Genomic DNA, 14,413 nt, shown 5'->3' on the forward strand with positions numbered 1-14,413 from the left:
TCGGACGCAAGGCTCCGCTAACCGATGCGGCCTTGCTCCATTTACTCGTTGGCGCTAACGCTAGCCCTTCTGTCGGCGTAGGGGGCACGGTGAGCAACGCTCGCGAGTTTATCGATTTCTGGATCGAGAACAGCGTTCACGCTGTCGAGCAGTATCGGATGGTTGGCGCGTCGCAGGACGTGGCCGAACTCAACCGGCGCCTTGTCGAGGCTGCCGAAGGGCAGGGTATTTCGGAAGCCGAGTTGCGGGCTGAGATCGGCGACATTTCCGACTACATCGAAGGCCGGCTCAAGGCTGCGAATAGGGCTGAGAACGAGCGGCGTAAGCCTGCCTAGGCAACCTACAACTCGGCGAGGAAAGCCTTTGCTATCCAGAGTGGCCCTCCGGAAACAGGCCGCGCTCGCTAACTCAGCCACTTTGTAAACGTCGCAGGGTTCGAGCTTAAGTTCTTCGAGCGTTCGCTGTGCTCAACGGGCAGCACGACGTCCAACACTTCCGCAGTCCATCCTTCCGAGACTGCGGCGAGGACCAATGTCAGCGCCTGGCTTGGCTTGGCCGGCGCAATCCAAACTTGAGCTTTTGAGTCGTCCGCCGTCACATCAACGATGGTGAACGAGTTCCCGAACGATTCCGCCATGATAGGCAATCGGACAGCGAACTAATGGTTTCTATTCGTGATAACTGGCCGGCGCATCCCAGTGAGCCACTTTGATTGTGGGTTGGCCCTAGCTCATAAAACCTACTCCTTCCCGCGCATTATCTCGTCATGAGGGCAGATGAGCATCTAGGAAAGGCCGAACACTACCGACCGCCAAGGGAGCTACTGAGGATGGATCCAACCGCTACCATCTAAGCGGATGGAACATACTCTGGTGTGCTCTGGTACTGCCTGACTTGGTAGCTGCCCAAGCCACGTAGCCGGTGTTAAGTAGGTTTGAGCGAGGGGGCCGATCGAGCTCCGTGGAGCCGTACAGAGCCTCCAGTTCGGTCCGAGGTCGTCCGCTTGTTTTTCACGCTCTCTAAAACGGTCGGGGTGTAGCTTGGCAGATGGATTGGATATGCAACAGCGGAGCCCGCTCCCGAATGGTGATCGACCGGCCGGCCATTTTCGGAACACCGCTTACGTGCTCAAGAAGAGCAGTCCCTATTTCGATGCAGCTCACGCGGCCGGCCTCACGGTCGAGCGACGTTCCAAGACAGGCGGGCCTTTGTTTTGGGCGCCGGTCCACTGTTCGACTTCGAAGGCAACTCCGAATCGTTAAGGCGAGCATCCTCGGCGCGTCCGCACGGTAGGATGAATATTCCTGGAGAGCGCACTGATGCCGACTGGGATATGCACTCATTGTCGGCCAGCGTATCCAGAAAAATGCTTCAACGTCGGTGCATTGGTGCGACGGCTTGGCAGCTTCGTCCACCAAAATGGTGTTGCCGCCCGAGCGCGCGGCTTCATCAGGCGCGGGCCCGGATCGCCGCAAAGCATCGAAGTGCTGGTCTCTCCTGAGCAACTGCCCGTCTTAGAATCCAAAACCAATCAAACAAAATCTCAGTATCGAGGTACTAGGACAAAACTGAGGGGGAATAATGTCTGACGCTGCGTTAGATCGCACACCGAATGTCACGGGCACCAAGACCTTTAGCATAAACTACGGATTGTTCGCGTTCGCGATCGTTGCGCTGACGATCCTCTACATCTGCGCGCGGCTGTATCAGCAGGCTTTTGGTTTCTCCATGGGGCTCGATGCGAGTTCACCAGAATTTGGCGAATACTGGATGACGCTCTTCAAGATCGAATTGCCGGTCTTGTATGGCGCGGGCGCGCTCTGCTGGACCTATCTCTTCCTGACGCGTGACAATAACATTGAGGCCATCACGCCCGAGGTCGAATTGCGCAGTTACTTTTATCTGACCATGTGGCTCGTCGTGTACAGCTTCTGCATTTTCTGGACAGGCAGCTTCTTCGCCGATGGAGATGGAGTCTGGCATCAGACGACCCTCAGAGACACGCCGTTTACTCCCAGTCACATAATTCTGTTCTATGCGACCATTCCAATCTATCTCTTCTTTGGCGTAGGCAGCTTTGTTTACGCAATGACCCGCATCCCGGCCTTCTGCAGGGGGATCTCGCTCATGCATGTCTTCGCCGTAGTGGGGCCTTTCCTCATTTTGCCGAATCTCGGTTTCAACGAATGGGGGCACGCTTACTGGCTCACCGAGGAAATCTTCTCCCACCCGCTGCATTGGGGTTTCGTGGTTCTCGGATGGTGCGCACTCGCGCTGGCGGGTGTCCTGATGCAGATCGTCGGACGATTTAGAGAACTCTTTCCGATTGTATTCGAGCAGGACGCAGCGAGCGCGTGACGGACCCACGTTGGCTACACGCCGGAAAAGCGCGGTCCGGGAAGCCGTGTGACAACAATACAAGCCAACAGCCTTCCCGGACAGCGATCCCAGTCCGGGAAGAGCAGGTAAACCCTAGGGAGAGGAGTCACCTCAAATTACCGACATAAATGCAGTGGCGATTCCGAAATTGAAAGCTGGCCCCAAGGGTAAGACGGTCATTTCTGTCTCCGGCCTAACCCCCAACGCAGCAAGATACTCGCGCATATTCGACTTCTTGGTCGTGGCGGCGGTGGTGCCCCTCTTTGCGGGAGCATTTCATTTGCACGTGATGCTCACGGTCGGTGATTGGGACATGTATGTCGACTGGAAAGACCGGCAGTATTGGCCCCTTGTCACGCCCGTCTCCATGATCATGTTTCCTGCTGCTCTGCAGGCGATCTTCTGGGGCAACTTCCGTTTGCCCATCGGCGCGACGGTGGGCGCAACAGTGTTGCTGATCACCACGTGGATCGGACGCTACGCGAATTGGTGGATATGGACAGGCTTCCCGTTCACGGAAGGCGTGCCGTCACAGGTGATCGCGGGCGCATTGTTGATGGATATGGCCTTAATCGTCCTTCGCAATAGCCTGTTCACATCCATCTTCGCGGGCTTTGCGTTCGGATTCGTATTCTGGCCATCGAATTATTCCGCTTTGGCTCCGTTCTATCTCCCAGTCGAGCACCAAGGAATGGTCGCATCGTTGGCCGACATGATCGGTTACACATTTCCGCGTTCGAACATGCCTGAGTATCTGCGTATCATCGAGCGCGGTACGCTCCGGACTTTCGGTAGCTCGGTTAGTTGGGTGTCGGCGGCGTTCGCGGGCTTCATCTGCATATTCATGCACCAACTTTGGTGGCAGCTTGGGCGTTTTGCGTCCCAGACGACGTTCCTCAAGAACGGCGATGTCGTCAAATCCTTCATGGGTATGAAAAGCAGGCCGGCATCCTAAGCGAATAAGCACAGGGAACACGGGTATGTTGGCGAAACTTATAAAACTCGCTGCCGGTTGGGTTGTTGCCTTCACTGCCGGAGTGTCTAGCGCAGCCGCTCATGGCGAACGTGCTCAGGAGCCATACTTGAGGACCCGGACGGTACAATTCTACGATGTCCACTTTTCCAAAACTGACGTGAAGGTGAACGAGCGGTTCGAGCTAACGGGAAAATTCAGGCTGATGGAGGACTGGCCGGACGCAGTTACTCCACCGGATATTGTTTTCGTATCGAGCGTATCGCCCGGACCAACAATTGCCAGGGTGGAAACATACCTCAACGGTGAGCCAGCGAGGCAGTCTTTCGCTAAGCTGGAACTTGGCCGCGACTACGATTTTCGAATGGTTCTTGAGGGGCGTACACCGGGCAGCAGCCACATCCATCCCTCGATCTCGATCAAGGGATCTGGCCCTCTGGTGGGACCGGGGCAGTGGATAAACATCTCGGGTGATGCGCATTCGTTCGCGTTTCCGATCAAGACTATGACTGGACTGCAGATCGACGACTTGCAGACGTTCGGGCTGACTAACGCCATCGGATGGCATGTGGCTTGGCTGGCCGTGGCTGCGGCTTGGTTGTTGTTCTGGTTGGTTCGTCCACTGTTTTTGCCTCGATGGCTTGTTCTGCAGAAGGGCAGGGAGGATTTGTTGGTTTCGTTGAGGGACACCGGGGTCGGGATTATAGTGGCGGCGATCGTTCTCGTCATGGTCTTCGGCGGCTATGTCCGAGCCAATCAGGAATATCCATATAATGTGCCCCTCCAGAGCGGGTTGAATAAGGTCTCGCCGCGCCCGGCAAGCCCTGCTGACGCAGAGGTCAAGGTCATATCGGCCACCTATGAGGTGCCGGGCCGTTCGATGAGGTTAGCGGTCAGGATAACGAACAAAGGGTCGGAACCTCTTTCAATCGGCGAGCTTACGACCGCAAACATCCGCTTCCTCAATCAGGGGCTCCCAGCGGCAGTAGCCAATGTAGATCCGACCTACCCAAGGGATCTCGTCGCACGCACAGGGCTTGAGCTCAGTAGTGATATGCCGATAAATCCCGGTGAGACGAGAGAGGTGCTCGTCGAGGCAACGGACGCCGTGTGGGAATTGGAGCGCCTTGTCAGCTTCCTCACCGACGTCGACTCCAAGTTCGGCGGGTTGTTGCTCCTCTACACTCCGAATGGGAAACGCGTCATAGCGGAGATGGGCGGACCAATCGTGCCCGTATTCACGGAACTCAAGTAAACTTGGGTGCGCGAATGTCGCGACGAGGTCAGTGGCGGACGACCGCGAGCGGAAGAGGGGCGTTCCCGGCCATCCTTGTGATGGCGCTCGGCGCTTTCGTTGTTCTTGCCGCCGTCCGCGAAGGTCATGCGCACGGAGCGGTGTCCATGGAGGCTGACCAATGCAAGCTGAAAGTGGACAGTTACTTCATGCATTTTACTGGCTATCAGCCGCAGAGCTCGAGAGCCGAATTTTGTGAGGACATACCGGAGGTCGGGCGAACGATCATTGTTCTCGATTTCGTCGACGAGTCCCTTCGAGACATCCCGGTAAGCGTGAAACTGGCTAGAGATGACGGCGTACAAAGGATGGAAATGACAGACACATCATCCAGCATCCTCTACATTCCACCAAGGAAGTATCCGAAAGGAACGATAAAGATCGAGGTCAATTTCGAGAAAGCCGGCAGATACGTCGGCATGGTGGCGATCGAAGGTCGTGGGCAAAGCGTGGCAAACTTTCCATTCGATGTGGGGCGAGGCTGGAGCTTGATACGTCTTCTGGCGTGGTGCCTGGTCATAGTGTCAGGCGCCCTGGGAACGTTTCTGTGGGCACGGCGGCGATACTCGATCGGGCGGGAGCTATCCTCGGCGAACCACAGGCAAAGGCGAGTTGCTTCGATGAAAAGGTTCGTGCTCGTCCTGATGACCGTGCTGATCGGAACGCCAAGCGCGGTACTCGCTCATGCGCATCTCATTCGATCGATGCCGCAAGATGGCAGCGAAATTTCAGTTCCGATCGACCCGATGGTCCTGTACTTCACCGAAGCGCTCGAACAGCGGCTCATCAATGTCGCCCTTTCTCGCGATAATAAATCCGTATCAGGGCTTTCGCAGCCCGTGCTAAGCGGCAACGGGCGAATCGTGAATGTTTCGTTACCTCATCTATCTGCTGGGCTCTATACCGTCAGTTGGAGCGTTGTCTCGATTGATGGGCATCGCACAGAAGGCAAGTTTAGATTTCTCTACCGAGAACCTTGATGGAAGCGGTCCTCTCACTTGCGCGAGGGACTGCTTTCGCCTCCACGGCAGCTTTCGGCGGATTCTGCTGGGGTTTGGCACTGTGGCGCGAGGGACTTGAAAGCGGCACTCGGTCGCGCTTCACGACGATAGCTTCCACCGCTGCGTCCGTAGGACTCGTCCTCGGTCTCTTGTATTTGACGGTTCGGATCGGCGCCGTCCTAGGCAAGCCGGTCTTAGCTGTCAGCTCCAGCGACGTGCTCTTCATCATTTTGGACACGCGGTTCGGGAGAGCTCAGGTCGCGGCGCTTGGGTTTGTGCTAGTCGGAGTTGCGAGCTTGCGACTTCTTCACAAGCCAGGTCTTGCCGCGAGTTTCAGCGGACTATCGCTGCTGGTGGGATTGTTCTCGAGCCACTCGGCGGCTGGCGGCACTATAGCAGACCTCGCGATCAATATGATCCATGTTGCTATGGCGGCGCTCTGGTTCGGAGGACTGTCGACCCTCGTTGTCGCGATGGCTCGCCACGCAGCGGAGGGGCCCGAAAGTAAATCTAGGCTCCTAAGCGGCTTTTCGACGGTCGCGCTGCCGCTCATGTTGCTCCTGGTCGCAACCGGAGTAGCTCTAGCGATCGAAAACGTGGGGACTTGGCCGGGTTTGGTGGCGACCGAATATGGCTGGCTCCTAACGGGCAAGTTCGCCTGCATCGGCACGGTCCTGATCTGCGCGGCGTTTATCAGACAGAGGCTATTGCCGTTGCTAAAGACCGAAGGGGCAACTCAGCCACTCGCGATGGTCTTGAAGATCGAGCTAGCCTTCGCATTTCTGGTCACGCTACTTGCGGGCTGCCTGTCTCAGGCCATTCCATCGAGGCACGTCGAGATAGTCTGGCCGCTTTCGTTCCGTCTGGATCCAGCCGTCGCTTGGGGGACCGTACCGGGAAGTAACGTTCTGGCCATTGGCGGCTGCATTGCTCTGTTAGTTGGGAGTATTGCCGCATTTGAGCTCGGCCGTATGGGAAGATGGCGGTGGGCGACGCTCGCGGCTGTTGCTGGACTTGGCGTCGCAGGGGCTGTCGCACTGCCCGGGTTGTCAGTCCCCGCGTATCCTTCGACCTACTCAAAGGTTCCAGTGCCGTATGACGCGCAAGCGATTGTCCAGGGGCAAGACATATTTGCTGCTAATTGCGCAGCTTGCCACGGCTTGAGGGGTAGAGGAGACGGCCCGTTGGCAAAAGAGTTGAAGCCGCCGCCCGCCGATCTCACTGCTCCGCACACGAGAGACCATACGATGGGAGACATGTACTGGTGGGTGAGCTATGGCTTCCCATCCTCGGCGATGCCGGGCTTTGCCGAAAGTCTGTCGGAGTTGGACAGGTGGCGAGTGGTCGAGTACGTGATGGCTCTATCGCTTGGCTATGAAGCAAGAGTTCTTGGTCCCGAAATATCGGCGGGGCAGCCGTGGCTTCACGCGATCGACATTCCGACGTGCCGCGGCCTTGACCCGAGAGAGAAGTTGAAAGATAGGAGCGATGGGCGCTCAAAACTTGTGTTGATCTTCCGAGATGACATCCAAACGCAGCGCCTAGATCAGTTGACGCAACACGCGCACGCCATCGAGCAAGCAGGCGGAATGATCGTCGCGGTGATGCCGTCTCCCTCCGAGGAGTTCCCATCTCCAAGTGAGGCAGGAAATCCCTGCATCGTGTTCGACATAGACCATCGCATTGCCGCTGCGTGGAATCTCTATCGGCGCACAATGGCGAACCCGGGCTTCGATGACAACGATTCACCTCCAGCGATAATCGAGTTTCTTATCGACAGATTCGGATTCGTGCGCGCACGCTGGCGTTCGGACGAGACGGAGAAATTAGCATCGCATTCGCAACTGGTCGACGCAATTACGCAGCTCCAAGCTGAACCGGAGATCAACAAGAGAGGCGTTCATGACCATTAGCGTCCGGGCCGCGCTTGCCCTCACTGCTGTCTGGCTCCCGTTGATCGCACTCGCGATCAATGCTCTCGCCGAGCGCAATCCCCCCGCAAGTTTCAATCGATCATTTGTCGCGGCGACGGGTCTAGTGCCAGCAAGATCGCAGGCCGGGACGAGCCATGATCATGGTAGCGAGCAGATTCTGCGTCGACAAGCAGGCGGTAGCTCTTTTGGGGCACGCTGGTGGGGGATCGGTGAGCAGAAGAGCATCTCATCTCGCCGTCCCGCATCAGCCCCCGAGTGATCGTGGCTAGCGCTGCCGGCATTCAGCGGAATGATCTTGAGCCAGACCAGTTGACCCCACCTCCAAAAGCGGCAATTGCGGGAAACCTTCGCTGACCACCTTTCCCGCGAACATAAAGTGGTAAGCGCTAAAACGCGGATTACAGAGGAGGCCATGATGCCTTGGAAACCCACGATGTTGAAGGCGAGTGCGAGGGCATTGCTGTCGCCGATTGCCGGTGTTGCCGTCCTGGCTTTTTTCAACAGTACCGCCTTCAGCCATGAGTTGGAGGTCGGAACACTACTGATCCAGCATCCCTGGGTGGCTGCAAAGGATACGACCAGTACCGCGACGACGGCTTATGTGATCGAAATTCAGAACAGGGGCACAGGGCCAGATCGGTTGCTCGGGGCGTCGCTTTCGGGCGAGAAGGGGATCTTGCAGGAAGCCGATGCAGGCGCACGGCCAGCTAAGTTCGCCACCCATGAGCATGGCTTTCAAATAGAACCTGGTGGTTTCGTTCGTCTTCAACCCGGTGGCGCGCGGATTCTGTTTGAAGGACTTCACGGCGCACTAAAGGAAGGAGAGATGGTCAAAGGAACGTTGGAATTCGAAAAGGCGGGCACCATAGAAATCGAATTCACGATCGAGCCGGCAGGCTTGGCTGAAGAGGATGATACGCCAATCCATCATCACACTCACCACTAAAAGTGCCAGGAGAAGGGCGAAGCATGGACGCCGTCTGAGGCAGGTTGTGGGAGATCGAACCATGAGGGCGATGGGCATTTGGGAACGCCCCAGAGATGGAAACATTCACGATCAAGTAGCCATGCTCTAATTGGCAGGACTGAAGGTCATGATGGGGCATTGGCAAGTCGAACAGGCTGCGTTGTTCTATGAGTTCTCGCTCGAAAGACACACCCCGGCCGACCACCTACTCCGCTCGATCGATAGGTTCGTAGAGCTTGAGGACCTGCGCCGGGAGTTGGCGCCGTTCTACAGCAACATCGGACGGCCTTCGATCGATCCCGAGCTAATGATCAGGATGCTCCTGGTGGGCTATTGCTTCGGCATACGATCGGAGCGACGCCTCTGCGATGAAGTCCACCTCAATTTGGCGTGCCGCTGGTTTTGCCGGCTGGGTCTGGAGCGGGCTGTCCCCGATCACTCGACGTTCTAGAAGAACAGGCACGGCCGCTTCCGTCAGAGCGATCTCTTTCGTCGCGTGTTCGAGACCGTCTTGCGCCACTGCATCCGGGCGCGGCTGGTCGGTGGCGAAGGTTCGCGGTCGACGCGAGCCTGATCAAAGCGGATGCTAATCGGCAGAAGGGTATCGAAGGCAAAAAGGGGCTTCTACCGGAGGCCGCGGGTCGAGCAATCGATGAGTACCCTACCGTTCTTGACGATGCCGCGTTCGGTGCTGCGACAGAGGTCACTCCGAAGTTCGTGTCGCCCTCTGATCCGGCGGCGCGCTGGACGGATACGGCCATTGATGCCGAGCAGCTGTCCCGGGTGATCCGCGTGCTGCGAGCATCACGATGATTGCGGCTGGTGCTGATCTGAAGAGTTACGTTGCAACGCGGCCAATCGACTTCCGCTGTGGCCCGATGGGCTTGCGGCGAAGGTGCGGGAGATGCTTCGTCTCGACCCGTTCAGCGGCGCAGCCTTCGTGTTCCGATTAAAACGAGCGGATCGGATCAAGATTTTGGTCTGGGATCGAACGGGCTTGGTGTTGGTGCACAAACGCCCTCGAAGGTTGCAAGTTCGTTTGGCCAACGATCACGCCTCCTATATCCCCTCTTGGATCAAAGTGCTGAAGAACGACAAACGCGCGATCTTCAAGGCCAGCGGGCGGCGGACTTCCTGTATCGGTTTCAGGCCAAAAATTCCGCCGCGGGCTGAGCCGCGGCGCGCCTTGTTCTCCCTGAGAACCGGCATCGCGAGTATGGGCCAACTTTGAATATCGGAGGAGTTGTGCGCGTTATCCACGGGCCAGGGTTGTGGGCTCTACTTGGCCGGTAGAGGTGAATCACCGAAGCATGGGTTGCAGCCACGCATCGAGCAGGGAGGGGCAGCATGGCTCGCAACGTCATCATCTTCTCAGACCCGCAAAAGCGGCGAAGAAGCTCCGCAGGGGTATCGAGCGGCCAGAAGGAAATGGTCATGCCGATTGATCCGAACGCACATGAGCGTGCGCGGCTCATGACCGGCGAGGAGCCGCCATTCGGTGTCACATCCGAGCAAGGAGACACTGAACAGGCTAGGAACCTGCCCCAGCCGAAACGGGCATCCTCTTTATGTCATTGAAGAGGTTAATACTTCCGGATCGGTGATGTCGGCGATCGATGACATTGCGGGATGTTAACGAACGGCGACATTTCGATTGTCACTGAACGGCGACATATGCTAGTTGTAAGCGAACGCTGACATTTGGATTGCCATGCTTATCCGTACACCTGCCGACGTCGGCGCCGTCATTCGCGACAGACGCAAACGCCTCAAGCTCGACCAATCGAAGCTGGCCAAGCAGATTGGCGTTAGCCGTCAATGGCTGATCGAGGTCGAGCACGGTCATCCCCGCGCAGAGCTGGCCCTTGTCCTTCGTGCTCTCGACGTTCTCGGCATCCCGGTGGATGCCAACAGTGGAGCGCCCACCAGCCGCGGGTCTACCTCCGCAGTTGATATCAACGCCATCGTCACCAAAGCCAAGAAAGGCAAGACATAATGGCCGAGCTTATTGCACTCTTGGATGGCACCGAAGCCGGTCGCGTCCGCAGTGACGCACGCGGCCGGCTGACCTTCGTCTACGACAATGCATGGCGCAACGCGGACGGGGCCTACCCCCTTTCGCTATCGATGCCGCTTGCCGCCGAGGAGCACGGTCCAGCCACCGTTCAGGCCTTCTTGTGGGGGCTGCTTCCTGACAACGAGCAGGTGCTCGAGCGCTGGGCCAAGAAATTTCAGGTATCGGCGCGCAACGTGTTTGCCCTCATCTCTAACGTCGGCGAGGATTGCGCCGGGGCCGTCCAGTTCGTCACGCCTGATCGATTGGAGGCTCTGAACACAGGCAAAGACGACAAGATCGAATGGCTGGATAAGCCGGAAATAGCAAACCGGCTTGGAGTCTTGCGCGAAGATCACGCTGCCTGGCGTCTGCCCCGCGACACGGGTCAATTCAGTCTTGCGGGCGCCCAGCCGAAAACCGCGCTTGTCCTCAAAGACAACAAATGGGGCATTCCGTCCGGGCGCATACCGACCACCCACATTTTGAAACCACCGACGGGCCATTTCGATGGTCACGCCGAGAATGAGCATATCTGCCTGCAGCTCGCACGCGAGCTCGGACTGCCAGCCGCTGAAACCAAGGTGATGCGCTTCGAACAGGAAATCGCCATCGTGGTTGAACGCTACGATCGGCAGGTCAGCGGGAACGATATCATCCGCGTTCATCAGGAAGATATCTGCCAGGCCATGGGCATCCTGCCGACCAAGAAATACCAGAACGAGGGCGGACCAACGCCTTCCGATATTGTCGAGCTCTTGCGTACCTACTCGGCAGACCGCGAGGCTGACCTTGAGACGTTCGTCAGCGCTTTGGTCTTCAACTGGCTCATTGGAGGCTCTGATGCTCACGCCAAGAACTATTCATTGCTTCTGGCCAGCGGTCCTCTCGTGCGTCTCGCCCCCCTTTACGACATCGCCAGCATTCTTCCTTACGACCATGTCGATCAGCGCAAGATCAAACTCGCCATGAAAGTCGGGGGTGAATACAAGCTCGATCAAATTGGCTTGCGCCAGTGGCAAAAATTTGCGCGCGAGACGCGTGTTAACGCGGACGTGCTCATCGCTACCCTGATCTCCATGTCCGGGCAGATCCCCGACCTGGTGGCGGACATTCGCGCGCGCGCGCAAAAGGAGGGATTGGAGAACGCTGTCATCGAGCGATTCGCAACGGCTTTGGGTACGCGAGCCAAGTATTGCGAACACGTTCTGAAAGGGGATCTAGGATACGGATCATCCATCAGTTGAAGGGAGTCGAGCGCAACCACGAGCTCATTCATTCCGATATCGGCGCGCTCGCCGCACGGCTGCCTCAGGCGCCAATTCCGAGCAGAATGCGGCGCCTGAGCCGTTGCAATCGCCGCTATCCTGCTTGTTGTGATGCTACATCGCCAAATATCCCTAAGGGAGATCGGCCATTCGTTAGATCGCTGAATTTCGCTAATCGCGGCGGTGCTCTTTTGGGACGCCCTCGGGTGGCTTTTCTACTCTCTTTGAAAGTTGCCCTTCTAATCGTCGCGCTGGCTGGTCTCACGAAATTTCATTCTGAATTGGCACTCTTCCAATATTTCCGGTATTTTCAGTCTTGCGTCGGCCCGAAGTCGGTCGCCAGAAATTGCTCGTGGGTCCATTGCTTCAGCGCATCGTCGTTCAGTACCGAGTTGACCAAGGCATTCCAATTCTCACCAGCCTCTCTCCATTTTGTTTTTCGGTCGGGAATGTTCCGCAGCAATTGAAATGCCGTCGTTGCGATCTTGCTTGCCTCTTTCTCTTCAGCAGCCTCGCGGATCACGTCTTTGAACAATTGTTCGGGAAAGGTCCAGCCGGCGCTCGTGAAGCGGTCGGCAAACATGTATTCGAACGAGGCGCGAAACACGACCGCCGCTAACGCGTTCTCATATTCCGAACCCGCGCTGCGCAGGTCGAACCATTGCAGCAGTCTTCGAACGGCTGCAGCAGGCGAAAACTGGCAGTCCCCCAGCGTGAAAGATACGAACATATATGCGATGTCTGTTTGAAGTTCGTCGTCCAGGGACACGTACCAACGTTTGATTGCTTCAATAGGGGTCATGTGAAATTGCTATGAAAACGCAAGAACAGGATGCGCCCGATCAGGCGCGCTTGTTAACGTAGTGCCATGGCTCTCAATACGTCCGACTGTCCGCAGAGGTCCAGTTGTCTAGGAATCCCTGCTTCTCTCTGCTGTAAGACATCGACGATGGTACTGCCCCAATCTGATCGCACGTCGCGGTCGACTGCAAAACAATGCGTTCTTAACAGAAGAGAAGTATCAAGCAACGGTGTACGGTGCTGCCACCTCCAAAATGAAGGCATCTCGGTCAGTTGTCCTCACATTCGACGCGAAATCATACTTGCGATTAGTGCAAGCTGCGCGACCGAGAACGACGCGACGAGCTGTTGAAAACAGCCGATAGCGCTCTGGGGGGGCGCTCGTAGAACACCGCGCCTCCAAGCAAAGCAGTGGCCAAATGCAGCAGAGTTATCGCTTATCATCCGCCCACGGAGCAAGATGCAGAAACGATTGCTAGAGTCGAGGCAAATCGCTGCGTTGGAGCCTCTGAGGGCGCATATAGCTCCTTCAGCATGCGCACGTCATAGCTTGGAGGAATTTCATCATTCGGCTCCGGCTCGAGCTGTTGCAGAGCAGCAGAGTAAATCCAAGCTCCGATCCAGGATTTGGGTGCGCTCGCTGTAAGCGTCGCGGCGAGTAGGCTCGTGGTCTCAAGTTGTTGACCCGCTAGGCATCCCGCAGCTGCTGTTCTCTTGAAGGTTCTTGCATCTTTAACGCGGCGTGCAGGCGCGCCTTTTCCAGTCGTTTCCTGACTCCGCTAAGGCAACTAGCCAGCTTTGCAAAGTCCGCAATATCGAGATAACCAGAAACAAACTCATCGAGTTCTTCCTGCTGAGCCGCGATGCTCGCAAGTCCTCTGCGAGCGCTGTCTGTTAGCGACAGGTGGACGATTCGCGCGTCGTTCGCGCAGCGCTCGCGGCGCACAAATCGCTTATCCTCAAGCTGTTTCGAATGCTTCGTAATGAAGGCCGACTCAACCTTCATCAACTTTGCAACCACGTTGACCGGAACACCGTCGCCCTGTTCCAAGTCGATCAATGCCATCAAGATCATCATTTGTGGTGCAGCAATGCCCAGCGCATGCGCCTGGAAATAGCGAAGGTCGTCCAAACACACATTAATGGCTCTGATCTCCCACGTGAATCGCCTGAGCACATCCTGACTTGCGGCAAGGCTCTTCCCGAGCCGTCTTTTCGATCCTGGCAGCTTGGACGGCATCAGATTTCAGGGAGCTCCATCCTCAAACCATTGCGGGCGAGCAGAGCTCAGTTGGCGGGGATTACATATGCGCTTACCTCGAAACGTGGAATCTCGGGTCAACAAATAATCCCCACCAAACTCCGTTCCGTGGCAATCTTCTTTGCATGTGGCCCGGCGGCGAAACTGCCGAGGTGCAAAGCACCTTCACACACTCGCCCCGGTGAAATTACTCAAAAACTAAGTTTTACATGCAGAATTCCGGCGTCATGAACTGCTTTTGACGCAGTTACGGCGTGTAAGCCCTGAAAGTCGCGAGTCCACTCCAAAAGCGACACGGCTCCGCCGCGCGCTTGGACGGCGAGAATTTTTAGGTTGTCGAGAGTCTGAATCACTAGAACAACGCGTACGCCGCAGGATCAACCTGTCGGAGCCGGCTCCAGGCTTCGAAAGTAGGAGCCGGAGAACAAGGCTGGTGCACGGACGTTGTCGATGTCCGACGCGAACTCGAAAGGTTCGTCGGA

14 protein-coding genes and 1 pseudogene are annotated in these 14,413 nt (G+C 56.9%); 12 read left to right on the plus strand and 3 right to left on the minus strand.

The window, feature by feature from the left end; translation table 11 throughout:
• Window positions 1-89: 89 nt before the first annotated feature.
• Complete coding sequence (locus tag GGD65_RS19795) at window positions 90-335, plus strand: hypothetical protein (RefSeq protein ID WP_179733307.1); 246 nt, start codon at window positions 90-92, stop codon at window positions 333-335.
• A 68-nt stretch (window positions 336-403) separates the two neighbouring features.
• On the opposite strand, the gene GGD65_RS19800 is transcribed toward GGD65_RS19795, so the two are convergent.
• On the minus strand, window positions 404-637 hold the full coding sequence (locus GGD65_RS19800; protein WP_179733309.1) for a hypothetical protein: 234 nt from the start codon (window positions 635-637) through the stop codon (window positions 404-406).
• Window positions 638-1,581: 944 nt separating this feature from the next.
• Here GGD65_RS19800 and amoC point away from each other — a divergent pair.
• The 11 genes and pseudogenes from amoC to GGD65_RS19855 all read left to right on the plus strand — a co-directional run bounded on the left by amoC (window position 1,582) and on the right by GGD65_RS19855 (window position 11,848).
• Window positions 1,582-2,358 (plus strand): bacterial ammonia monooxygenase, subunit AmoC, encoded by a 777-nt coding sequence (amoC, locus tag GGD65_RS19805; protein ID WP_183236332.1) that lies wholly within the window; start codon window positions 1,582-1,584, stop codon window positions 2,356-2,358.
• A 154-nt stretch (window positions 2,359-2,512) separates the two neighbouring features.
• Window positions 2,513-3,334, plus strand: a complete 822-nt coding sequence (locus tag GGD65_RS19810; protein WP_312017720.1) for a methane monooxygenase/ammonia monooxygenase subunit A — start codon at window positions 2,513-2,515, stop codon at window positions 3,332-3,334.
• A 25-nt stretch (window positions 3,335-3,359) separates the two neighbouring features.
• The gene (gene amoB / locus GGD65_RS19815) at window positions 3,360-4,607 is read left to right on the plus strand and encodes a bacterial ammonia monooxygenase, subunit AmoB (protein WP_183236333.1); all 1,248 of its coding nucleotides are present in this window, start codon (window positions 3,360-3,362) and stop codon (window positions 4,605-4,607) included.
• 80 nt (window positions 4,608-4,687) lie between these two features.
• Window positions 4,688-5,626 (plus strand): copper resistance protein CopC, encoded by a 939-nt coding sequence (locus tag GGD65_RS19820; protein WP_183236334.1) that lies wholly within the window; start codon window positions 4,688-4,690, stop codon window positions 5,624-5,626.
• Window positions 5,626-7,560, plus strand: a complete 1,935-nt coding sequence (locus GGD65_RS19825; RefSeq protein ID WP_183236335.1) for a CopD family protein — start codon at window positions 5,626-5,628, stop codon at window positions 7,558-7,560. Before GGD65_RS19820 ends, GGD65_RS19825 begins: the two co-directional genes overlap by 1 nt.
• Window positions 7,561-8,014: 454 nt before the next feature.
• Complete coding sequence (locus tag GGD65_RS19830; RefSeq protein ID WP_179733320.1) at window positions 8,015-8,527, plus strand: copper chaperone PCu(A)C; 513 nt, start codon at window positions 8,015-8,017, stop codon at window positions 8,525-8,527.
• A gap of 148 nt (window positions 8,528-8,675) precedes the next feature.
• Window positions 8,676-9,298, plus strand: a pseudogene (locus GGD65_RS19835) (transposase); the annotation flags it as partial.
• 118 nt (window positions 9,299-9,416) lie between these two features.
• The gene (tnpB, locus tag GGD65_RS19840; protein WP_283813687.1) at window positions 9,417-9,779 is read left to right on the plus strand and encodes an IS66 family insertion sequence element accessory protein TnpB; all 363 of its coding nucleotides are present in this window, start codon (window positions 9,417-9,419) and stop codon (window positions 9,777-9,779) included.
• Window positions 9,780-9,895: 116 nt separating this feature from the next.
• Window positions 9,896-10,126 carry a hypothetical protein gene (locus GGD65_RS19845; protein WP_183236337.1) on the plus strand — a complete coding sequence of 77 codons (231 nt, stop codon included), beginning with the start codon at window positions 9,896-9,898 and terminating at the stop codon, window positions 10,124-10,126.
• 133 nt (window positions 10,127-10,259) lie between these two features.
• Window positions 10,260-10,544, plus strand: a complete 285-nt coding sequence (locus GGD65_RS19850; RefSeq protein ID WP_179733322.1) for a helix-turn-helix domain-containing protein — start codon at window positions 10,260-10,262, stop codon at window positions 10,542-10,544.
• Window positions 10,544-11,848 carry a type II toxin-antitoxin system HipA family toxin gene (locus GGD65_RS19855; RefSeq protein WP_210317123.1) on the plus strand — a complete coding sequence of 435 codons (1,305 nt, stop codon included), beginning with the start codon at window positions 10,544-10,546 and terminating at the stop codon, window positions 11,846-11,848. Before GGD65_RS19850 ends, GGD65_RS19855 begins: the two co-directional genes overlap by 1 nt.
• Window positions 11,849-12,179: 331 nt before the next feature.
• Here the strand turns inward: GGD65_RS19855 and GGD65_RS19860 are convergent, their stop codons facing one another.
• Complete coding sequence (locus GGD65_RS19860; RefSeq protein WP_183236338.1) at window positions 12,180-12,671, minus strand: hypothetical protein; 492 nt, start codon at window positions 12,669-12,671, stop codon at window positions 12,180-12,182.
• Window positions 12,672-13,358: 687 nt separating this feature from the next.
• Window positions 13,359-13,910 carry a MarR family transcriptional regulator gene (locus tag GGD65_RS19865; protein WP_179733326.1) on the minus strand — a complete coding sequence of 184 codons (552 nt, stop codon included), beginning with the start codon at window positions 13,908-13,910 and terminating at the stop codon, window positions 13,359-13,361.
• Window positions 13,911-14,413 lie beyond the last annotated feature (503 nt).

This window comes from Bradyrhizobium sp. CIR18 (assembly GCF_014198295.1).
Lineage (GTDB): Bacteria > Pseudomonadota > Alphaproteobacteria > Rhizobiales > Xanthobacteraceae > Bradyrhizobium.

Excerpts from the sequence above, each read along its gene's own strand:
- GGD65_RS19850 (WP_179733322.1), top strand. The coding sequence starts at position 10,260 with ATGCTTATCCGTACACCTGCCGACGTCGGCGCCGTCATTCGCGACAGA.
- amoC (WP_183236332.1), top strand. The coding sequence starts at position 1,582 with ATGTCTGACGCTGCGTTAGATCGCACACCGAATGTCACGGGCACCAAG.
- GGD65_RS19800 (WP_179733309.1), bottom strand. The coding sequence starts at position 637 with ATGGCGGAATCGTTCGGGAACTCGTTCACCATCGTTGATGTGACGGCG.
- GGD65_RS19820 (WP_183236334.1), top strand. The coding sequence starts at position 4,688 with ATGGCGCTCGGCGCTTTCGTTGTTCTTGCCGCCGTCCGCGAAGGTCAT.
- GGD65_RS19855 (WP_210317123.1), top strand. The coding sequence starts at position 10,544 with ATGGCCGAGCTTATTGCACTCTTGGATGGCACCGAAGCCGGTCGCGTC.
- GGD65_RS19865 (WP_179733326.1), bottom strand. The coding sequence starts at position 13,910 with ATGCCGTCCAAGCTGCCAGGATCGAAAAGACGGCTCGGGAAGAGCCTT.
- GGD65_RS19830 (WP_179733320.1), top strand. The coding sequence starts at position 8,015 with ATGTTGAAGGCGAGTGCGAGGGCATTGCTGTCGCCGATTGCCGGTGTT.
- GGD65_RS19825 (WP_183236335.1), top strand. The coding sequence starts at position 5,626 with ATGGAAGCGGTCCTCTCACTTGCGCGAGGGACTGCTTTCGCCTCCACG.
- GGD65_RS19860 (WP_183236338.1), bottom strand. The coding sequence starts at position 12,671 with ATGACCCCTATTGAAGCAATCAAACGTTGGTACGTGTCCCTGGACGAC.
- GGD65_RS19845 (WP_183236337.1), top strand. The coding sequence starts at position 9,896 with ATGGCTCGCAACGTCATCATCTTCTCAGACCCGCAAAAGCGGCGAAGA.
- amoB (WP_183236333.1), top strand. The coding sequence starts at position 3,360 with ATGTTGGCGAAACTTATAAAACTCGCTGCCGGTTGGGTTGTTGCCTTC.